The 20,592-nt window shown below is 68.4% G+C and carries 16 protein-coding genes, 3 tRNA genes and 1 pseudogene; 8 read left to right on the top strand and 12 right to left on the bottom strand.

What is annotated here, in order from left to right:
- Positions 1-100: 100 nt before the first annotated feature.
- Positions 101-1,249: an ROK family transcriptional regulator gene (locus QE388_RS03685; protein ID WP_307383005.1), complete on the top strand. Its 1,149-nt coding sequence runs from the start codon at positions 101-103 to the stop codon at positions 1,247-1,249.
- Positions 1,250-1,391: 142 nt separating this feature from the next.
- On the opposite strand, the gene QE388_RS03680 is transcribed toward QE388_RS03685, so the two are convergent.
- From QE388_RS03680 to QE388_RS03665, 4 genes are all read right to left on the bottom strand, one after another.
- Complete coding sequence (locus QE388_RS03680) at positions 1,392-2,627, bottom strand: kynureninase (protein WP_307383003.1); 1,236 nt, start codon at positions 2,625-2,627, stop codon at positions 1,392-1,394.
- Between the two features lie 15 nt (positions 2,628-2,642).
- On the bottom strand, positions 2,643-2,900 hold the full coding sequence (locus QE388_RS03675; protein WP_058595771.1) for a glutaredoxin domain-containing protein: 258 nt from the start codon (positions 2,898-2,900) through the stop codon (positions 2,643-2,645).
- A 45-nt stretch (positions 2,901-2,945) separates the two neighbouring features.
- Positions 2,946-4,076 (bottom strand): glycosyltransferase family 2 protein, encoded by a 1,131-nt coding sequence (locus QE388_RS03670; protein WP_275797681.1) that lies wholly within the window; start codon positions 4,074-4,076, stop codon positions 2,946-2,948.
- 142 nt (positions 4,077-4,218) lie between these two features.
- Entirely contained in the window at positions 4,219-5,283 is a 1,065-nt protein-coding gene (locus QE388_RS03665) for a polysaccharide deacetylase family protein (protein WP_307383000.1), read from the bottom strand.
- 189 nt (positions 5,284-5,472) lie between these two features.
- Here QE388_RS03665 and QE388_RS03660 point away from each other — a divergent pair, with 189 nt between their 5' ends.
- From QE388_RS03660 to QE388_RS03645, 4 genes and pseudogenes are all read left to right on the top strand, one after another.
- Positions 5,473-6,477: a Gfo/Idh/MocA family protein gene (locus QE388_RS03660; protein ID WP_307382997.1), complete on the top strand. Its 1,005-nt coding sequence runs from the start codon at positions 5,473-5,475 to the stop codon at positions 6,475-6,477.
- 9 nt (positions 6,478-6,486) lie between these two features.
- Positions 6,487-6,723: pseudogene (locus tag QE388_RS03655) on the top strand (chromate transporter); the annotation flags it as partial.
- A 100-nt stretch (positions 6,724-6,823) separates the two neighbouring features.
- Entirely contained in the window at positions 6,824-7,684 is an 861-nt protein-coding gene (chrA, locus tag QE388_RS03650) for a chromate efflux transporter (protein ID WP_307387048.1), read from the top strand.
- Between the two features lie 89 nt (positions 7,685-7,773).
- Positions 7,774-9,360, top strand: a complete 1,587-nt coding sequence (locus QE388_RS03645) for an AMP-binding protein (protein ID WP_307387046.1) — start codon at positions 7,774-7,776, stop codon at positions 9,358-9,360.
- 67 nt (positions 9,361-9,427) lie between these two features.
- Here QE388_RS03645 and QE388_RS03640 read toward each other — a convergent pair whose 3' ends face one another.
- The 6 genes from QE388_RS03640 to QE388_RS03615 all read right to left on the bottom strand — a co-directional run bounded on the left by QE388_RS03640 (position 9,428) and on the right by QE388_RS03615 (position 14,922).
- Entirely contained in the window at positions 9,428-11,488 is a 2,061-nt protein-coding gene (locus QE388_RS03640) for an MDR family MFS transporter (RefSeq protein WP_307382995.1), read from the bottom strand.
- Positions 11,489-11,616: 128 nt separating this feature from the next.
- Positions 11,617-13,038, bottom strand: a complete 1,422-nt coding sequence (locus tag QE388_RS03635; RefSeq protein WP_307382993.1) for a hypothetical protein — start codon at positions 13,036-13,038, stop codon at positions 11,617-11,619.
- A 603-nt stretch (positions 13,039-13,641) separates the two neighbouring features.
- The gene (locus tag QE388_RS03630) at positions 13,642-14,292 is read right to left on the bottom strand and encodes a hypothetical protein (protein WP_307382990.1); all 651 of its coding nucleotides are present in this window, start codon (positions 14,290-14,292) and stop codon (positions 13,642-13,644) included.
- A gap of 318 nt (positions 14,293-14,610) precedes the next feature.
- A tRNA-Phe gene (locus QE388_RS03625) sits at positions 14,611-14,683 on the bottom strand.
- Between the two features lie 64 nt (positions 14,684-14,747).
- Positions 14,748-14,821: transfer RNA gene (locus QE388_RS03620), tRNA-Asp, on the bottom strand.
- A 28-nt stretch (positions 14,822-14,849) separates the two neighbouring features.
- Positions 14,850-14,922 (bottom strand) — tRNA-Glu (locus tag QE388_RS03615).
- Between the two features lie 214 nt (positions 14,923-15,136).
- Here QE388_RS03615 and QE388_RS03610 point away from each other — a divergent pair.
- Positions 15,137-16,567: a M23 family metallopeptidase gene (locus tag QE388_RS03610; protein ID WP_307382989.1), complete on the top strand. Its 1,431-nt coding sequence runs from the start codon at positions 15,137-15,139 to the stop codon at positions 16,565-16,567.
- Positions 16,568-16,620: 53 nt separating this feature from the next.
- Here QE388_RS03610 and QE388_RS03605 read toward each other — a convergent pair whose 3' ends face one another.
- Complete coding sequence (locus QE388_RS03605) at positions 16,621-17,154, bottom strand: inorganic diphosphatase (RefSeq protein ID WP_275801531.1); 534 nt, start codon at positions 17,152-17,154, stop codon at positions 16,621-16,623.
- 89 nt (positions 17,155-17,243) lie between these two features.
- Between QE388_RS03605 and tilS the strand changes: the two genes are divergently transcribed.
- A complete protein-coding gene (gene tilS, locus QE388_RS03600) occupies positions 17,244-18,242 on the top strand; it encodes a tRNA lysidine(34) synthetase TilS (protein WP_307382987.1) in 999 nt (332 codons plus the stop codon).
- A gap of 23 nt (positions 18,243-18,265) precedes the next feature.
- Positions 18,266-18,817: a hypoxanthine phosphoribosyltransferase gene (gene hpt, locus QE388_RS03595; RefSeq protein ID WP_058595761.1), complete on the top strand. Its 552-nt coding sequence runs from the start codon at positions 18,266-18,268 to the stop codon at positions 18,815-18,817.
- A 138-nt stretch (positions 18,818-18,955) separates the two neighbouring features.
- Here the strand turns inward: hpt and QE388_RS03590 are convergent, their stop codons facing one another.
- Positions 18,956-20,440: an ATP-binding protein gene (locus QE388_RS03590; protein ID WP_307382985.1), complete on the bottom strand. Its 1,485-nt coding sequence runs from the start codon at positions 20,438-20,440 to the stop codon at positions 18,956-18,958.
- Positions 20,441-20,592: the final 152 nt, after the last annotated feature.

Here is a 20,592-nt window from a genome sequence, read left to right as displayed (position 1 = left end):
GTTCCTTCCGGGAGAGGCCCGCCGTCACGCCCACGCGGATCCGGGTGGACGGTAGTATCAGAACGGTCACGGGTGTTATTCAACCTACTAAATTAAGCGGGTGAGAGAAAGTATGCCGGGAGAGACGACCGGCGTCTCCACGCCGTCGCTGGTGCTCGACGTCATCCGCACGCGTGGTCCGATCAGCCGCATCGAGCTCGCCGCCGCGACGGGCCTCACCCCCGCGACGATGACGAACGCCGTGCGCCACCTGATCGACCAAAAGCTCGTCATGTCGGTGGGTCACAGCGAGTCCACCGGGGGGAAGCGCCGCGAGCTGCTCGACGTCAACCCGACGACGCGCTACGGCCTCGGGGTGCAGCTCGGTCCTGAATCGGTGCAGGTCGTCGTGGCCAACCTCTGGGGTGCCGTCGTCGGCCGCATCGGCGTGGCCGGCGCGGCGGACGCAGACCCGAACGACATCGTCGCCTCCGTGGCCGCAGCCGTCACCGAGCTGCTCGCGGCGACATCGCTGGGTGATGGACTCGTCGAGGGTCTGTGCGTCGCCGTGCCCGGGCCGCACGACGACGCGGGAGCGATCCTCGATACGCCCTCTCTCGCCGCGTTGGAGGGGTTCCCCCTCCGGTCCGCGCTGGAGGCGGCGACGGGCCTGGACGTCCGGCTCGAGAGCGCCGCGCTCCTCTCCGCCGCCGGCGAAGTGTGGACGGGCGCGGCGGCCGACTCGCGCGCCCTGGCTGTCATCCATCTCGATGGGGAGCTCGGTGCGGGGATCGTCGTCGACGGGCGTCTCGTCCGCGGGTCGCGCGGACGCGCGGGCGACATCCGGCACCTTCCCAACGATCCGGCCGGCCCCCCGTGTCGCTGCGGCCAGCGGGGGTGTCTCGGCGTCGTGGCGACACCCCACGCGATCGTGAAGAGCTACGTCGACGAAGCGGGAACCGCCCTGACCGCCGATCGCATCGCCGCGCGCGCGGGCACGGACCCCCTCGCCGCTCGGGCGATCGACGAGGCGGTGGCCGCTTTCAGCCGGGGAGTGGTCGCTTTCGCCGACGTGCTCGACCTCGACCGGCTCGTGCTCTCGGGCCGCGGCTACGGCCGGCTTCTCGATCGCTACCTCGACGGCGTGCGTGACCACGCGCGCGCCCTCGGCCGCACGAATCTCGTCGTCGCGGTCTCGGCGAACCAGCGAGACGCGGGCGCGGTCGCCGCCGCCGGTTCCGTTCTGCGCGACCACGTCGACGCGCGCTGACCGCGCCGTGCCACCCGCGACCCTCGATCTCGTCGAGTGTCCAAGACACGCCGCAACCGCGCCCCCGGTTACGGCGTTTCGTGGACACTCGATGTCCAACCTCGCGGTGAGACCCGCCGCGCCGCGCCGGGAAGGGGCGGGCTCAGGCCTCGGCGCGTAACGCCTCGGCGACCGCCTCGAGGCCCGTGAGCACCTCGGCGAAGCTCGTCGACAGCGGTGACAGGCCGATGCGCAGTCCCCCCGGATCGCGGTAGTCGGGCAGGACGTCCTGCGTCCACAGGCGGGCGGTGACCGCGCGCATCGCCGGGTGCGAGAGCGTCACGTGCCCGCCCCGCTCCGCCGCGTCCCGCGGTGAGGCGACACGGACGTCGAGGGGAGACAGGATGCCATCGCTCACGCGCAGAGCGAACTCGGTGAGCGCGACGGACTTCTCACGCACGGCGGCGATCCCCGCCGTTTCGAGGAGGTCGAGCGTGTCCTGCATCGCGATCATGCCGAGGATCGGCGGCGTCCCCGAGAGGAAGCGGCGCATCCCCGTCGCGGGCCGGTACTCCGGGCCCATCGAGAAGACATCGGCCGCCCCCATCCACCCCTGGACCGGCTGGGCGAGGGTGTCGTGGTGGCGCGTGGCGACGTAGGCGAAGGCGGGGGACCCGGGTCCGCCGTTGAGGTACTTATAGGTGCACCCGACGGCGAGATCGGTGCCCCACGCGTCGAGCTCGACCGGCACCGAACCCGCCGAGTGGCACAGGTCCCACAGCACGAGCGCTCCGGCATCCTGCGCGATGCGTGTCAGCTCGGCCCCGTCGGCGAGGAACCCCGAGCGATACGACACGTGGCTCAGCAGGACGACCGCCGTGCGGGGGCCGACCACCGCGCGGAGGAGCCCCGGTTCGACGCCGCGCGTCGTGTCGACCTCGACCCACACCACGCGCGCCCCGCGTTCTGCGGCGATGCCCTCGACCAGGTACCGATCGGTCGGGAAGTCGTCGCGGCCGACGACGATCTCGACGCGGTCGGGGTCGGCGGCCATCTGCGCGTCCAGGGCGGCACGCAGGAGCTTGTAGAGGAGCACCGTCGTCGAATCGCCGATGACGGTCTGGCCTGCGGCAGCGCCCAGGGCTGCGGCGCCGATGCGGTCACCGATCTCGAACGGCAGCTGCATCCAGGACTCGTCCCAGCCCCGGATGAGGCGACCGCCCCACTCGTCTTCGACGAAGCGCGCGAGACGCTCCGCGGTCGCCCGCGGAGGCCGCCCGAGGGAGTTGCCGTCGAAGTAGATCAGCGACGTCTCGGCGCCGACGAAGGCGTCGCGGTTCTGCGCGAGGGGGTCGGCGGCGTCGAGAGCTGCCGCCTCGGACGCGAAAGCGGCCGTCACATCCGTCGACAAGGGTCAGATCAGCGACAGTTCGCGCAGCTTCGCCTCGACGTCGGCGTTGCTCGGCTCGACGTGGTGGCTCGAGTCGGGGTACACCACGACCGGGATGCTCGTCCGGCCCGAGATCTCCTTCGCCACGTCGGCGGCGGCGGGGTCGGCCACGAGGTCGACGTACTCGTAGGCGATGCCGAGGTCGTCGAGCTGCTTCTTCGTGCGGATGCAATCGCGGCACCAGTCGGCGCCGAACATGCGGATGGGAGCGTCAGAGGACATGCCTCCAGGGTACGCCGGAGAGCGGGGCCGAAGGCGGCCGAGGAGTCAGGCCGCGAGTTCGTCCTCGAGGGGTTCGCGCACCGCGGCCACGGCGGGCGCGGCCTGAGCCTTCTTCGGCGCGTACACGACAAGGGCGTGGAACACGAAGCGGATGATGAACGCCGCGATGAGCGTGAGGGCCGCCGCGAGCACGCTCTGGATGTGCGCCTCGTTGACGAGCAGCCAGATGACCGGGATGCGCACGATCGCCTCGATGCCGTTGAACGTGAACGACTTGATGAAGCGGTGCCGCATGAGCCCCGACTCCTCGCGCATGTCGGCGAAGACGAGGTACTCGAGCGCGATGAAGTTGGCGATGATGGTCAGCACGCTCGCAATGACCGCGGCGACGAGGTACTGCACGCCGACGGTCTGCAGACCCCACATGATCGCGAGGTTTGCCACGGCTCCGAGGCCGCCGACGACGGCGAAGGCCGACATGCGGCCGAAGCGGAGCATGGTCAGTTGCGTGATGAAGCGCATGCCCTGGCTGAACGAGGCCTTGCTCTCGCCCGCGAAGCGGGGAGCGAAGTCGAACGGCACCTCGGCGACGCGCATCTGCTTGCGCGCGAGGATCTCGAGCAGGATCTTGAAGCCGCGCGGGCGCAGTTCCTCGATGTCGAGCGAGCGGCGGTCGATGAGGAAGAAGCCCGTCATCGGGTCGGAGCAGTTGTGCAGCTTCTTCGGGAACATCGCCTTGGTGAGCAGCGTCGAGGCGCGCGAGACCATCGTGCGCACGGCGTTCGCGAGGCCGTCGGAGGTGCCGCCGTCGACGTAGCGCGAGGCGACCACCACCTCTGCGTCGCCCACCTCGGCGCGCGCGAGCAGATCGGCGATGACCTCCGGCGGGTGCTGCAGGTCGCCGTCCATGACGACGCAGAAATCGGATGCCGCGGCCTTGATGCCCTCGACGACCGCGCCGCCGAGTCCGCCCTGGGGCGCATCGCGGTGGATCAGCCGCACCGGGACCGGCGCGTTCTGCGCGACACCGCGGATGATCTCGGGGGTGTCGTCGGTGGAGTCGTCGACGAAGATGATCTCGATGTCACGACCCGGGAGCGCGGCCGCCGTCCGTCGAACGAGTTCGGCGACGTTCGGACCTTCGTTGAAGGTCGGAACGATGACGGAAAGGATCATGGGCTCTCGCGTTTCAGAAGGGAAGCCAGGAAGACACAGCGTAGACCGGCCGACGCGTGCTCAACTTGGTATTGTGGATCAGTTACCTGGGAGGTAGCAGATGTTCAACCCCACTCCTCCCCGATAGGGTGCGCCCCGCCGATCAGCCGATGGCATCCTTCAGGTCGTCGACGGTCATCCCGTAGTTCATCCGGATGACCGGAAGAGCGAGCTTGTCGGTGCCGATGCGCACGTACCCGTTCTCGATGGTGCGCCCCAGTTCGAAGCCGGCTTTGCGCACCCCTTCCTTCGTCGTGTCGTTGTAGTGACCGAACGGGTACGCGACGACCTCTTTCGCCCCGAGGATCGTCGCGGACTGCTCGAGGTCGGCGGCGATCGTGTCGGCGTCGTCGTTCACCATCCGCCCCTTGCCGTTCTCGCCCGCGCGGTGCATGTCGTGCGTGTGGGAGCGCTGGAGCACGAAGCGGTTCGGGGTCGGCTCGGTGCGGGCCGAGGTGATGACGAACGATGTCGTGAGCAGGTGGCGCTTGTCGACGATGGGGGCGGCGAGTTCGAGCCACGTGCTGTCGGCGTCATCGTCGGTGATGATGACCGAGTGCTTGGGGAGGAACACCTTGCCGTCGATGAAGGCGCTGAGCTCATCCCAGGTGGGCAGGTAGAAGCCGCCCTCCTGGATGTAGGCCATTTGCGCGTCGAAGTCGCCGATGTAGGCGTAGTTGAGGCGCAGCCAGTTGTCTTCGCCCTCGGGCTTCGTCGTGAACTGGTGGTACATCAAGATCGGGATGCTGGCATCCTCGGCCGCGTTCGCGTCGGGCGTCGTCCAGCCGGCGTGCAACGTCTTCTCTTGCGCGGTGCACGTGACGACATCGGACCCGTTCACCCGGGCGGGAAGCGTCATGGCGGCGGCGTCCGCGGCGGTCTCGTACCAGCCGGCGAACACGCGACCGTCGGCCTGGGGGAGGGGCAGAGCCGCGTACAGCGTGTCCTGTGTCTGCAACTGCGGGGCGAGAGCGATCCCGTCGCCCGCGAAGGACACCGCGCACGCTTTCGGGTCGGTCGTCGTCGCCAGGAGCTGCTCCGATGCCGTCTTGGGTGTCGGCGTCGGGGTCGGGGTGTCTTCGACCGAGGGTGCGGTCGTGCCGTCCGCGGTGGGAGTCGATGCTCCGCGTGTCAGGGCGAAGGCGGTCACTCCGCCCGCGATCAGCACGATCGCCGTCGTGGCGACGAGGGTTCGGCGAAGGGCGCGTCCGACGCGTGGTGCGGCGGCGATGCTGGGCGCGTGTCGTGGTCATGATCCCTCGGGTCTGGTGCGATCATCGCGATCCTAGCGGGACGTTTTGCGCACTCCCCGGACGGTCCTGCCGAATCGGTCGGGGTGAGCCGCGATGATGGAGGAATGATCCGCATCGGCATCGTCGGCACCAGCAGCATCTCCGAACGCTTCGCCGAGGCCGTCGACGTCGTCGACGGGGTCGAGGTGGGTCGCGTCGCCTCGCGCGATGAGGAGCGCGCACGCGCCTTCGCCGACAAGATCGGCGCCCCGGGCATCGCCCTCGGGCTCCGGGCTCTTCTCGATGCCGGTGACATCGACGCGGTGTACCTCGCGAGCCCGAACTCCGCGCACGTCGCGCAGGCGCAGACGGTTCTGGATGCCGGCATCCCGGCCCTCGTCGAGAAGCCGGCGACGCTGACCGCGCCGCAGTGGGAAGAGCTGGTCGGGCGCGCGGCCACGCGCGGCGTCGTGTTGCTGGAGGCGATGCGGACCGCGTACGACCCGGGCCTCGCGGCCGTTGCCGATGTGCTGCCGAAGCTCGGGACGGTGCGCCGGGTCTCGCTGCGCTACGAGAAGCGCTCGGCGCGCTACGACCACGTGCTCGCCGGCGAGCAGACGAACATCTTCGACCCGGCCCTCGGCGGCAGCGCGCTGCGCGACCTCGGTGTGTACCCCCTGCACGCGCTCGTCCAGCTCTTCGGCGTTCCGCGGGCGGTGCAGGGCGTCCGGATCGGCATCGCCTCGGGGACCGACGGGCTCGGGAGCGCCCTGGCTGCCTACGACGGATTCGTCGCCGACATCGCCTGGTCGAAGATCACCGACACCTCCCTGTCGAGCGAGATCCAGGGCGAGGACGCCTCGCTGCGGATCGACACGATCGACGCCCCACGCGTCCTCGAGTTCACGCCGCGCGGGGGAGACGCCGAGATCATCCGCGTCGAGGCGCACGAGAACGTCATGGTCGGCGAGAGGTCGAGCGCCTGCGCGACGCGATCGGCGGCGCCGACATCCGTGCGGACCAGGAGCGGACGACCGCCACGCTGCGTCTCGTCGATGCCTTGCTGGCCGAGCCGCTCCGCTGACGTTCACCTGCTGACGGTTCACCTGCTGTTCTCTCGGGGCCGATAGGACGGACCGATGCACAGAACCGGGAGCCCGTGGGAGGTGTTCCGGGCGTTCCTCCGCCTCGGTCTGACCTCGTTCGGTGGCCCCGTCGCGCACCTCGGGTACTTCCGCGACGATCTCGTCGTCCGCCGAAAGTGGATGGACGATCGCGCCTACGCGGATCTCGTCGCGCTGTGCCAGTTCCTCCCGGGGCCGGCATCGAGCCAGGTCGGCTTCGCGATGGGGCTGCAGCGCGCCGGGTTCCTCGGTGCGGTCGCGGCCTTCTTCGCGTTCACCCTTCCCTCGGCGGTGCTGCTCGTCGCCTTCGCCGGAGGGGCCGCGCTCTTCGGCGGACCGATCGGCGCCGAGGGTGCTCGAGGGCCTCACGATCATCGCCGTCGCGATCGTCGCGCAGGCCGTGTGGGGGATGGCGCGAACTCTCACCCCCGACGCGACCCGCGCGGGCATCGCCGTCGTGGCGGCGGCTCTGGCCCTGCTCGCGCCGGGAGCCATCGGCCAGCTCGGGGCCCTCGGCGTCGGAGTCGTCGCCGGCCTGGTGCTCCTGCGCGGCGTGACCGAAGCAGCATCCGCACCGCTGCCCTCCTTCGGAGTCCCCCGGGCGGTGGCGATCGGATGCCTCGTGCTCGCGGGTGTGGGACTTCTCGGTCTCCCGGCGCTCGCCGCCGTCAGCGGTTCGGGCGCCCTCGCCCTCGCCGACGCCTTCTTCCGCTCGGGCGCCCTCGTCTTCGGTGGCGGTCACGTCGTGCTCCCGCTGCTGCAGGCGGAGGTCGTGCAGACGGGGTGGGTCTCGCCCGAGACATTCCTCGCCGGTTACGGGGCTGCGCAGGCCGTGCCCGGCCCGCTGTTCACGTTCGCCGCGTTCCTCGGCGCAGTGAGCACTGTCGGCCCCGGCGGGATCGCGGGTGCTGCGATCGCCCTGGCCGCGATCTTCCTCCCGGGCTTCCTCGTGCTGGTGGGCGTGCTGCCGTTCTGGGACGCCGTGCGCGAGAGGCCGCTCGTCCGCTCGGCGATGCGCGGGGCGAATGCCGCGGTCGTCGGCATCCTGGGCGCGGCTCTCTACACGCCGGTGTTCACGACCGCGGTGACCGGACCCGCGCCGTTCCTGCTGGCACTGCTCGGATTCGTGCTGCTCACGCGATTCCGCGTGCCCGCGTGGGCGGTGGTGATCATCGGCGCCGTGGGCGGAGTGGCGATTCGACTGCTCACGTAGCAGATCGATTCTCGGTGTCGGCATCCGTGACACCGCGTCTCGTCGGTGCCAGGATGGGCGCACGCCGCCCGGTTTCGAAGGAGAAGCCCGTGTTCCAGAGCCCGTACCCGCCCGTCGACATCCCCGACGACAGCATCTACGACGACCTGTTCGGCTCGCTCGTCGAGGCCGACCTGGACCGTGTCGCCCTGATCGACCCGGCGACCGGAGCCGAGACCACGTACCGATCGCTCCGCGCCCAGGTCGACGCCTTCGCGGGAGCGCTCGCCGCGCGCGGTGTCGACACCGAGACCGTCGTGGCTCTGCTCTGCCCGAACGTTCCCGCCTTCGCGACGGTGTTCCACGGCATCCTGCGCCTGGGCGCGATCGTCACGACAATCAACTCCCTCTACACGGCGCACGAGATCGAGAACCAGATCCAGGATGCCGCGGCCACCTGGCTCGTGACGGTGTCGCCGCTGCTCGGGCCGGCGGCCGAGGCGGCGCGGGCGGCGGGGATCCCCGACGAGCGTGTGATCGTCCTGGACGGAGCCGAGGGGCATCCCGACCTTCGGAGCCTGCTCGCGGAGGGGCGCACGCCGCCGGAGGTCCGCTTCGATCCGGCGACGCACGTGGCGGTGCTGCCGTACTCGTCGGGCACGACGGGGAACCCGAAGGGCGTCATGCTGACCCATCGCAATCTCGTCGCGAACGTCCACCAGTGTCGGGTCGTGATCGAGCTCCACCGCGATGACCGCGTGCTCGCGGTCCTGCCGTTCTTCCACATCTACGGCATGACGGTCCTGCTCGATCTGGCGTTGCGTCAGCGGGCGAGCCTCGTGACGATGCCGCGGTTCGATCTCGTCGAGTTCCTCCGGAACATCCAGGAGTACCGCTGCACGTTCCTCTTCATCGCCCCGCCGATCGCGGTCGCCCTCGCCAAGCACCCGCTGGTCGACGAGTTCGACACCTCGTCCGTGCGCACCGTCTTCTCGGGGGCTGCCCCTCTCGACGGCGAGACCGCCGAGGCCGCGGCCCGGCGGATGAGCGCCCGCATCCTGCAGGGATACGGCATGAGCGAGCTCAGCCCCGTGTCGCACGCCGTCCCCGAGGATCGCGTCGACATGCCGGCCAGCTCCGTGGGCGTGCTTCTGCCGAACACCGATGCCAAGCTCATCGACCCCGAGACGGGTGTCGAGATCGAGGCCCACGGCGATGACGGTCTCACCGCGCCGGGGGAGATCTGGGTGCGCGGCCCGAACGTCATGCTCGGCTACCTGAACCGCCCCGACGCGACGGCGGAGACCCTGGACGCCGACGGCTTCCTCCACACGGGCGACATCGGCGTGCACCACGTCAGCGGGTACTTCTCGATCGTCGATCGGCTCAAGGAGCTGATCAAGTACAAGGGGTACCAGATCGCCCCGGCCGAGCTCGAGGCTCTGCTGCTGTCGCATCCGAGGATCATGGATGCCGCCGTCATCGGCGTGGACGATGACGACAAGCAGGAGATTCCCAAGGCCTTCGTCGTCGCCGCGCCGGACTCGGGGCTCACGGCCGACGAGGTGATGGCGTTCGTGGCCGCCGAGGTCGCGCCGCACAAGAAGGTGCGCCGCGTCGAGTTCATCGAGGCGATCCCGAAGTCGGCTTCGGGCAAGATCCTGCGGAAGGACCTTCGGGCGCGCGAGCGCGCGTAACCGCGCGAGAACACCGAAGGGCGAGGCATCTCAACGATGGCCTCGCCCTTCGGTGTGTGCGCTGCGCTTACGGCGCGATCAGGGCGCCGGCCTGCGCGGCCGATTCCTCGGCGCGCTTCTCTTCGTCGTCGCGACCGCGGCGTTCGTCCGCGGCCTCCTGCAGCGCCGACTTCGAGCGCAGCGGCGGCGTGCGGAAGAACAGCGACAGCACGAAGGCGAGCAGCACGACCGACATCGCCACCCAGTAGACCGTGACGGCCGAGGAGTTGAACCCGACCAGGAACGGCTTGCTGAGACGCGCGTCCGCCCCGACGAGGAACGACGTGTCATCGAGGGTGGAGTCGCCGATCGAGGTGTTCTCGTCGCCCGCCGAGAACTGGTCCTCGAGGTTCGTGGCGATGGTGTCGACGAACGCGGCGCGCTGCCCGGCATCCGAGAAGTCGAGCGAGACCGTTCCGTCGGCGGCGACCCGCGCGGCGGGCACCTGCTCCTGGATCTTCGTCGTCGCGGCGGCGATGGCCTGAGACACGGCGACCTGGGTCGCCTGCGCCTGCGCCGCCGCCGGGATCTGGCCCGCGGCGACCTGCTGCGCGACCGCCTGGGTCGCGGCATCCGTCGCCTGCTGCACGCCCTGCTGAACCTGCTGCGTGACGGCATCCGAGGTCTTCGTGACGATCGGGGTGTAGATCGCGTTCATGATCTGCGCGTTGGCCGGGGCTGACGAAACAGTGGGATCGAACGCGGCGTCGAGCGCGTCGGTCAGCGTCGTGCGGTCGCTGAACGAGCCGATGATGTTCGACGGCATGAGCGTGAACAGCAGCGACAGCAGCACGGCCGTGCCGAGCGTGCCGCCGATCTGACGGAAGAACGTCGACCCGCTGGTCGCCACACCCATGTCGCGCAGGCCCACGGAGTTCTGGCTCGCGATCGTCAGCGTCTGCATGAGCTGGCCGAGGCCCAGGCCGATGACGAGCATCGACAGCGCGACCTGCCAGTACGGGGTGTCGTACTTCAGGAACGTCAGCAGGAAGAAGCCGACCGACATCAGCAGCGTGCCGAGGATGGGGAACATGCGGTAGCGGCCGGTGCGGGCGATGAGCTGGCCGCTCACGATCGACGCGATCATGAGGCCGAGGATCATCGGCAGCATCTCGAAACCGCTCTGCGTCGGCGTGGAGCCGAGCACGAGCTGCAGGTAGAGCGGCAGCGTGAGCATCGCGCCGAACATGCCGAAGCCGACGAGCACGCCGATGACCGTGGCCATCGAGAAGGTCGACGAGCGGAAGAGCTTCAGCGGAATGAGCGCGTCGTCCTTCATGTAGGTCTCGGCGATGACGAAGGCCAGGATGCCGAGAGCCCCGACGATGTAGCAGGCGAGGGCGATCGGCGAGCCCCAGCCCCATTCGCGACCCTGCTCGGCGACGAGGAGGAGGGGGACGAGTGCGACGATGACGGTCGTGGCACCCCACCAGTCGATGCGCACCGAGTGCCGCGGCTGCTTCGGGATGTGGAGGAAGCGCCACACGATCGCGAGAGCGACGATGCCGATCGGCACGTTGATGAGGAACACCCAGCGCCAGCCGGTGATGAAGAGGATCTCGCTCGCGCCGGCGAAGATACCGCCGACGAGGGGGCCGATGACGCTCGAGATGCCGAAGACGGCGAGGAAGTACCCCTGGTACTTCGCGCGCTCGCGCGGCGCGAGGATGTCGCCCATGATCGCGAGGGGCATCGACATGAGGCCACCGGCGCCCAGGCCCTGGATCGCGCGGAACGCGGCGAGCTCGATCATCGAGGTCGAGAAGCTCGCGAGCACGGACCCGATGATGAAGATGAGGATGGCGATGAGGAACAGCGGCCGGCGCCCGAAGATGTCGGAGAGCTTGCCGTAGATGGGCGTCGAGATGGTCGACACGATCAGGTATGCCGTGGTGACCCACGCCTGCAGGCTCAGACCCTGGAGGTCGTCGCCGATCGTGCGGATCGAGGTGCCGACGACCGTCTGGTCGAGGGCGGATAGGAACATGCCGGCCATGAGGCCGAAGATCACGAACATGATCATGCGGTGGGTCATGACCGTGTCGGTCGACGCGGTATGCGCACGCCGGGTGCGAGTGATGTCTGACATCGGGGCCTCTTCGAGAGAAGGCCTGGCGGACGGCTCGGGGAGGCTCGGTCGGGCGCCAGGTGTTTGCTAAAAGTCAACAAAGTGTAGCGCGTCTCGACGCGTGGCGGTTTGCCGAGCGGGTTTGCGCGCTATTTCACTACCGGGCTCGTCTGCGCCGACGTCTTTGCGGTCGTTGTGTAGCCGTCTAGGTTGCCCGTGATCTTGGCGCTCAAACGCTGCCCAAGCTGCGCTGCAGTTGGAACGAAAGTCGACTTCGTCGCGCCCTTGATGGGGGACGAGCCGGCGAACCACTGGTACGAGAAGGTTGTGCCCTGCGACCAGCTCCCGGCACTTACAGAGAGCGAGCGTCCTACCTTCGCGGTTCCCACGATGGTGGGTATCGCAGTGACAAGCATTCCGGGGGCGACGGCTGCCGTAGCGGAAGCGGTCTTGGATGCGGATTTGTGGCCTGGCAGTGATCCGGTGACCTTCACCGACAGTTTCTTGCCGAGCTCCGCCGCGGAGGGGGTGAAGCTCTTCTTCGTCGCGCCTCGGATGGCTGCGCCATCGGCCAACCAGACGTAGGTGAACGTCGTGCCTACGGGCCAATTCGCGGTCGTCGCGCTCAGCGAGGAGCCCACCCGAGCAGTTCCAAAGATGTTGACTGAGCCAGGGGGCACCGTGGGGGTTTTGGTGGTGACGGTGACGGTTCCGATGGTGCGGAAGCTGCCGCTGCTGTTGCCGAGGGTGTCGTTGAGGGGGAAGAGGGTGATCTCCCAGGTGCCGGGTGCGGCGGTGGCGGGGAGGGTGATGGTGCGTTTCCAGGTGCCGTTGGTGGCGGTGCCGGCGACGAGGTCCATTGAGCCGAAGCCTTCGCTTTGGTCGGTGGTGGTGCTGTCGGCGGAGATGGTGGGGGTCTTGACGCCGGAGGGGTCGCTGGCCTTGACGGTGACGGTGAAGCTCGCGTTGCCGGTGCTGGGGCTCAGTGTCGTTTTGTCGACCGTGCCACTGATGAATGTGGGGCCGGCGGTGTCTGTGGGGGTTTTGGTGGTGACGGTGACGGTTCCGATGGTGCGGAAGCTGCCGCTGCTGTTGCCGAGGGTGTCGTTGAGGGGGAAGAGGGTGATCTCCCAGGTGCCGGGTGCGGCGGTGGCGGGGAGGGTGATGGTGCGTTTCCAGGTGCCGTTGGTGGCGGTGCCGGCGACGAGGTCCATTGAGCCGAAGCCTTCGCTTTGGTCGGTGGTGGTGCTGTCGGCGGAGATGGTGGGGGTCTTGACGCCGGAGGGGTCGCTGGCCTTGACGGTGGCGGTGAAGGTCGCGTTGCCGGTGCTGGGGCTCAGTGTCGTTTTGTCGACCGTGCCACCGATGAGTGAGGGCCCCGTGGTGTCTACTGCGGTCGTCAGGGCTGGCGCGACGGCTGATGCGCTTGGTGTGGCCGACGATTCCGGAGTGGCTGTCGTGGAAGGCTTCGCGGTTGAAGCGACCGCGGCCGCGCCTGGGTGCAAGGTGAGCGCCGCGATCGCAACGGATGCCGCGACAGCCAGTCGCAGACGTGGGCTGATAGTCCCCATGATTCCCCCCGGCGCCTCGCACCCATGCGACGCGCCGTCCTGACGCTATCAGCGCGTGGGAAAGGTGTGTATTCGAGGCGGTTGTCGTGTTCCTTGCTCGCTTCCTCGCGCCCGGCTCTGCTCGAAGAGATCGAATGCCTGCACCGGCTCGCGGGTGCTTCCGTTGGATGAGGCGCTACGGAGTCCCTCGTAAGGACGTCGTCGAGAGGTGAACTCTGCGGAGGAGCAGCCTCTCGGCCCACTGTCCACGCGGCGGAGGGCGAGGTCAAACCTCTGGAGCGGCAGTACGTCCCATATCGACGCGAGGTACCGCTCGAACGACGGCTGGTCGTCGAGCGGCAAGAGAAACTCGGGAGCCCCTTCGGTCGTCGACCGACGAGAACCGTGAGCAGCGAGGTCGGGTACCGCCGAGGCTCACCGTCCGCGCGCGTGCGAAGTGGCATCCTGTCCCGGAAGGACCCGACCGGTCGTCGCGACCGTGAAGGAGAACAGGTAGTCCAGCCGCACCTCGAGCAGGTGCGCGGCACCGCCGCACCAACGTCGGCGAATGCCGCGAACGCCAGCATCGCGTCAAGCACGGTGAGCCCATTGCTCGCGCGCTTGTTATCCCCCGTTGACCGAGACCGCACTGCCCGTGGACCACAGGCACGTCTGCGAGCGCGGGTCCATGACATCGAAGGGGTACTCCACCGGGATGAGGTGCGGCCCCATCGCGCTCTCGTACTCGTCGAGCGGGAAATCCTCGTCGACCACGCCCGCACTCTTCAAGCACTTGAGGGCGACGAGCGAGAAGTTCGACAGGAGGTCGGGGTTGACCTGCTGAATCGCGAAAAGCTCCTGGGTGACGAGGTATCCGGATGAGTAGCACTGCCCCTGGACGCGTAGCTGATTCTCGCTCTCGGCGTCGGAGGAAGAAGATTCGTGCGGCGGCTGGAACTCGACCACGCCGTTGAGATGACGGGTTCGAACCCACCGTTCGCCGCCTGCGATCATGCAGGCTTCGAAGTTGTCAGCCCCCTCGTCGTAGTCCGCTTGGCTGATGCGTCCCGTCCGGGCGGCCTTCTCGACCACGGCGCGGTCCCAGTCCGACATGGCGCCTTCGTTGAGGTATTGCTGAGCGAGAGCCGCGAAGGAGGGGGCGAGTCTCTCCCCGTCATCGGCCGGCGCTGCCGCTGTCGCGGTTGCGCAGGCTGTCAAGAGGCAGGCCAGAATGGCGGCGCTCGCAATGGCGGTGACGTACCTGCTCATGCTCATGCTCATCTGCCTTTCGCGCGCGTGACATGTATGCATGACCGTAGGCGCGGCCGCGATCGTTCACGGCGCTCCGCGGGCGGTATTCACCCGGCAGTCGAGCGCGATCACCCGGCGGGGCGGCGGCTTCACGAGAGTGCCCGTCGCCGAAGGGCTGGACCCGTGCGGCGGCTGTGGCCGTCGCACGGCCCGTTCTCGGGATCAGTCGCAACGTTGCGGCGACCAGACGGTGTCGAACGGCCCGACAGGAAACGGATGCCAGGCTTTCGGCATCCGGAAACAGAAGAACCCCCGTGCGTAGAAGCCACACGAGGGTCCCAGTGGCTCCGACGGGCGTCGATCCCGTGACCTCACGATTTTCAGTCGTGCGCTCTACCAACTGAGCTACAGAGCCTCGCGGCACCATGGATGCCGCGACCGAAACGAAAGGCCCTCCGAAAAGGGCCCGTCGCTCAGAGCGACCCTGACGGGACTTGAACCCGCGACCTCCGCCGTGACAGGGCGGCACGCTAACCAACTGCGCTACAGGGCCATGCGTATTTAGTTGTTCATTCGGAAAGTGACCCCAACGGGATTCGAACCCGTGCTACCGCCGTGAAAGGGCGGCGTCCTAGGCCGCTAAACGATGGGGCCGGATGAGGGAGAAACCTTGCGGTTTCGCTCTCGCTTGCCGACGACCGAGCCTACTTCATGATTCGCGAGATTGCCAATCGAGGGCGTGGCGTCCGTGTCAGAGGGCCCGACGGGGCCGACAATGAGGCGCAACGGCGGGAACTCGCTCTGTTGCTCCTGTGACTCGTGTTGCTACTGTGTTCCGAGTTGCGAACCGGTGAGAGAAGGTATTCCCGTGACGCTCGAGCGCCCCGAAGATCAAGACGACTGCGGTTGCGCGCCCTCTGCGAACGAGAGGCGCCGCCTGTGGCCGTCGCTCGATCGACGGAGCGCGCTGAAGCTCGGTGCCCTCGGGGCGGTCGCGGTCGGGGCCTTCGGCGCCACTGTCCCGTCGTTCGGATCGCCCGCCTACGCCGCCGACTACCCCTCGTGGGACGACGTCGAAGCGGCCCGCGCGAACGAGGCTGCCAAGGCCGCCGAGATCACCCGGATCCAGGGCCTCATCCAGCAGCTGCAGTCCGAAGTTGCGCGCACGCAGGCCGAGGTGGTCGCCCGCTCCGACGAGTACTACACCGCGCAGCAGGCCTACTTCGACGCCGACTACCGGGCTCAGCAGATCCAGTCGCAGGCCGACGCCGAGGCGCAGAAGGCGACGGATGCCGCGACCAAGGCCGGCAAGGTCGCCGCGCAGCTCTACCGCGCCGGCGGCGACGACACCTCCCTCGACCTGTTCTTCTCCGGTTCGGCCGCGACGGCGGACGACCTGCTCGCCAAGCTCGGCACGATGGACAAGCTCGTCGACCGCAACCGCGCGGTGTACGCCGCGGCTGTGACGGCGCGCGACAACGCGAAGAACCTGAGCAACCAGGCCAACGACGCGCGTGCCGAGCGCGACCGTCTGCAGAAGATCGCCGAAGAGAAGATGGTGGCCGCCCAGCAGGCCGCCGCGGCCGCGCAGGACGCCCTCGCCGCGCAGCAGGCCAACCAGGCGACGCTCGAGGCGCAGCTGGCCGCCCTCCAGGACACGACCGCGAAGACCGTCGCCGACTACCAGGCGGGCGTCGAGGCGGAGCGCAAGGCCCGCGAAGAGCGTGAGCGCAAGGCCCGCGAAGAGGCGGAGGCGCGCGACCGCGCCGAGCGCGAGCGTCGCGAACAGGAAGCGCGCGACAACGCCAATAACAACAACGGCGGCGGCGGTGGCGACAGCGGCGGTGGCGGAGGTGGCGGCGGCAACGACGGCGGCCCGGGCGGTTGGTCTCGCCCGTCGTGGGCCGGCACGACCTCGGGCTACGGCCCGCGCTCGAGCCAGTGCAACGGCAGCTACTGCGCGAGCTCCTGGCACCTCGGTCTCGACTTCGGCGCCGGGTGCTGGTCGCCGATCTACGCCGCGTTCGATGGCCGCGTCACCTACGCCGGCTACAACGGCGGTTACGGCAACTACATCCGCATCGAGCACCCCGACGGTTCCGGCACCGGCTACGCCCACATCGTCGACGGCGGCATCTACGTCTCGTACGGCCAGTGGGTCTCGTCGGGACAGCAGATCGCGGCCGCCGGGCAGACGGGTAACTCGTTCGGCTGCCACCTCCACTTCGAGGTCTACCCGCCGTGGGGTGGGACCACCGACCCGGCGCCCTGGCTGCGTTGGCGCGGAATCGACGTCTGAACGAGAGAACCCCCCGGTCCGAGACCGGGGGGTTCTTCGCGTGAGAGCGTGATTCAGAGCGTGTTGGGAGCCTCGCCCGAACCCTGCGTCTTGGTCTGCGCGTCGTGCTCGTCGAAGCGCGTGAACGCCTCGCTCACCAGGCGCTCGGCCTCGGCGGCATCCGCCCACTCGTCGACCTTGACCCACTTGTTGGGCTCCAGGTCCTTGTAGTGCTCGAAGAAGTGCGTGATCTCCTTCTTGGTCCACTCGTCGATGTCTCCGACGTCCTGGATGTGGTCCCAGCGCGGGTCCTTGGCGAGCACGGCCACGACCTTGTCGTCGCCGCCGGCCTCGTCGCTCATCTTGAGCACGCCGACGGGGCGCACCTTCGCGAGGATGCCGGGGTGCAGCTCGCGGTCGAGCAGCACGAGCACGTCGAGCGGGTCGCCGTCTTCGCCGAGCGTGTTCTCGAAGAAGCCGTAGTTGGCCGGGTAGCCGAACACCGTGTAGAGGATGCGGTCGAGGTAGACGCGGCCGGTGCCGTGGTCGACTTCGTACTTCACGCGGCTGCCGCGGGGAATCTCGATGACGGCGTCGTAAGCGCCCATACTCGTGCTCCTTAGATCTGTGGATTTCCGCGCCCAGCCTAGTCGGGAGCCGCCCGTGGCCGGAGTCGGGGCGCCGCTAGCGTGGAGGCATGGATCACCGCCCCGGACTCGACCCGTCCGTCGCCGAGGTGCGTCGCGCCGTGCGCACCGCCCTCGCCCGGATCGACGGGTCCGTCGTCGTCGCTCTCTCGGGCGGACCGGACTCGCTGGCCCTCGCTGCCGCGACGGCCTTCGAGGCGCCGCGCGCCGGCATCCGGGCCGAGGCGGTCGTCATCGATCACGGACTTCAGGACGGATCGGATGCCGTGGCCGCGGCCGCCGCGCAGAAGGCGCGCGCTCTCGGGCTCGAGGCCCGGGTCGTCGCTGTCGAGGTCGGCTCGGCCGATGGCCCCGAGGCGGCCGCGCGGACCGCGCGCTACGCGGGTCTCTCGCGCGCAGCGGCGGAGTCGGGCGCCAGCGCGGTGCTCCTCGGCCACACCCTCGACGACCAGGCCGAGTCGGTGCTCCTCGGCCTCGCGCGCGGGGCGGGGGCCACGAGCCTGGCGGGCATGGCGCCCGAGCGACAGGATGCCACCGGCCCCGCGTGGGTTCGCCCCCTCCTCGCCGTGCGGCGGGTGACGACCGTGGCGGCCTGCGCCGCGGAGGGGCTCGACCCGTGGACCGATCCGCACAACACCGATCCCGCGTACACGCGGGTCAGGGTGCGCGAGCGCGTTCTGCCGGTGCTCGAGGCCGAGCTCGGTCCCGGCGTCGCGGAGGCGCTGGCGCGCACCGCCGAGCAGTTGCGCGAGGACGCGGCAGCCTTCCAGGACATGATCGACGAGACGATCGAAGACATCGTCGAGCACGCCGAGGCGGGCATCTCAGTCTCGGTCGCGGCGCTGGCGGCGAACCCCGCGGCGCTGCGCAACCGGATCGTGCGGTACGTGGTCGAGAGCGAGTTCGGGGTGTCTTTGACGCGCACCCAGACCCTCGAGGTCGCGCGCCTCGCCACCGACTGGCGCGGGCAGGGCCCGATCGATCTGCCCGGCTGCCTCGCGCGCCGCGTCGGCGGGCGGATCGAGGTCGTCGCGCGGGCGGCATCCTGAATCGACCGACGTAGACTTTCCGAATGCGCGCGGCCGACATCTCCGACGACATCAGCGAAGTCCTCCTCACCGAGGAGCAGATCCACGAGAAGCTCGCCGAACTGGCGCAGCAGGTCGTCGCCGACTATTCCGGCAAAGACGTCGTGCTCGTGGGCGTGCTCAAGGGGGCCGTCATGGTCATGGCCGACTTCGCTCGGCACCTGCCCATGCACATCACGATGGACTGGATGGCCGTGTCGTCGTACGGCGCGAGCACGCGCTCGAGCGGTGTCGTGCAGATCCGCAAAGACCTCGACACCGACATCACCGGCAAGCACGTGCTGATCGTCGAGGACATCATCGACTCCGGCCTCACCCTGAGCTGGTTGCTCGAGAACTTCGCCTCGCGCGGAGCGGAGTCGGTCGAGGTGCTCGCCCTGCTTCGCAAGCCGGATGCCATGAAGGTCGAGGTCGACTGCCGGTACGTGGGTTTCGACATCCCCAACGACTTCGTCATCGGATACGGGCTCGACTACGCCGAGAAGTACCGCAACCTCCGCGACGTGGCGGTGCTCGCGCCGCACGTGTACTCCTGACGATCTGCGCCTAAGGGAAGGCGGAGGGCTCGCCCCCATCAACTGCGCGTCAACTGATACGGAGCGGTGAGATCCGCGGAAATACGCTGAAGTACCGAGAAGATGGTGCCGGTGAGCGCCGGGGCCATCAACTTGCCGTCAACTTGGAGTTGACGCCTCCCGGGCCGCCCAGAACGGCACATACCTCATCTGCCGTGGTGAGGCTGTTGCGTCATAAGGGGCGATCAGTTCTCTCGCTACTGCGTCCTTGAGCAGTCGGGATGCGGTGGCCTTGTTCCGCTCCTCGATACCGAATCGCTCTCTCACCGAACTGTTGGTGGTGTGACGCCGAGCGACCTGATTCAGGCAGGCGTGAAGGTAAACCGCCTGCGCTCTCTCGCCAGCCGTCATCTCCGTGAGCGTTCGAGGGGAGAGCAGCGTGACGCGAGTCGTGTCGGACGTGATCGACACTTCTGGAGCGGGCAGGTGGTGACGTTCCACTTGATCAGCGACTCGGTCCCAGCCGCTTCCGCGTTCTTCGCAAACACCCATCCGCCGAAGGATGCTGGCGAGCGCCTCGTTTCGAGATCGGGGCGCGGTGTCGATGAGTCGGGCGGGGTCGACGATTGGCGCACCAGGGTTCGAGATCTCGACGCGGTCATCGAAGACCTCCACGATCGGTCCTGCCCCAGAGATACTGAAGTCCTGGTGTATCAGAGCATTGGCGATGAGCTCTCGGATTGCGATGGGTGGATACGGCGAGTTCGAGGTGCGAAGAGCCATTCCGATCTCCTCGTGGACCGGGAGTAGCCCGTTGACGTACTCGACCAGACCCTCGAACCCCGCCGCATAGCCCTTGCCCCCTACCTGTTCCTTCACGGCATGGAAGCGGTCTGTCCCGCGGTATCGGATGACCCTGAGCGCCTTGCGAACGAGGGAGGGAAAGTCGCTCAGGCGGCGCGCCAAAAGGATCCCGCCCAGGTTTGAGATGCGCCAACCCGCGCCGGGCATCGAAGAGATCAGCCCGTCGGCAGCGAGGGCATCAAGCACACCTGCCTTGTTGAGCATTGGAGGCGATCCGAGCATCTGAAAGTAGCTGGGGTAGTCGAGAAGCGTGAGCACGGTCTCATCGGAGAGGCGTTCTCTAGCCGTTCCGCCTTCCCAGCCCCTCTGGTCGAATGCTCGCCACAGCCGACGCTCTCGGTCCGGAAACCGGGACAACTCACGCGTCGTTGATCCGACCCTCACGAAGGCGGTGGATCCAAACTTCACGGGTTCGAATGACGCTGGCTCGATAGTGAGGACCACGAGGCGAGTCGAACGAAGTTCGACGACCTCGAACTCGAAGTGCACCTGGGGGTTGATCATGCGCGCGAGCCACGCCTCGATCGGCTCATTGCCCTTCTTGGCGGTAGCTGGATCGAATCGCGTCCCAACGATCTTGTGGCTTGAATCTTCGACGCCCCAGATGAGGTAGCCGAAGTCTCGCCCGTTGATGCGAGCGGAGTTGGAGAGCGCTGAGATCCGCTCGGCGACCATGTCGGGCTCGACGTTGTCGACCTTGAATTCCAGCCACTCGGTCTCCGCAGGAAGCGCGGTGAACTCCGGGACAAGGTGCAGCAGCTGCTCTCGCGAGTGGATCAAGATCGTCCCTCCTCTGCCCCGATGCTGACTGAACACCCACCGTATCGACCTGCGCGACGTCGCCGTGCTCGCGCCGCACGTCTACTCCTGACGGCGACCCGGATGCCGCGCGCCCGGGCGTGGCATCCCAGGTCCGGATACGCCCACGACGA

This window comes from Microbacterium sp. SORGH_AS_0969 (assembly GCF_030818255.1).
Taxonomy (GTDB): Bacteria; Actinomycetota; Actinomycetes; order Actinomycetales; family Microbacteriaceae; genus Microbacterium.
This window is presented reverse-complemented; position numbering and strand designations above follow the sequence as displayed.

Coding starts and splice junctions, on each gene's coding strand:
- QE388_RS03675 (WP_058595771.1), bottom strand. CDS start 2,900: ATGTCCTCTGACGCTCCCATCCGCATGTTCGGCGCCGACTGGTGCCGC.
- QE388_RS03670 (WP_275797681.1), bottom strand. CDS start 4,076: ATGATCCTTTCCGTCATCGTTCCGACCTTCAACGAAGGTCCGAACGTC.
- QE388_RS03660 (WP_307382997.1), top strand. CDS start 5,473: ATGATCCGCATCGGCATCGTCGGCACCAGCAGCATCTCCGAACGCTTC.
- QE388_RS03640 (WP_307382995.1), bottom strand. CDS start 11,488: ATGTCAGACATCACTCGCACCCGGCGTGCGCATACCGCGTCGACCGAC.
- QE388_RS03635 (WP_307382993.1), bottom strand. CDS start 13,038: ATGGGGACTATCAGCCCACGTCTGCGACTGGCTGTCGCGGCATCCGTT.
- QE388_RS03630 (WP_307382990.1), bottom strand. CDS start 14,292: ATGAGCATGAGCAGGTACGTCACCGCCATTGCGAGCGCCGCCATTCTG.
- QE388_RS03605 (WP_275801531.1), bottom strand. CDS start 17,154: ATGGGCGCTTACGACGCCGTCATCGAGATTCCCCGCGGCAGCCGCGTG.
- tilS (WP_307382987.1), top strand. CDS start 17,244: ATGGATCACCGCCCCGGACTCGACCCGTCCGTCGCCGAGGTGCGTCGC.
- hpt (WP_058595761.1), top strand. CDS start 18,266: ATGCGCGCGGCCGACATCTCCGACGACATCAGCGAAGTCCTCCTCACC.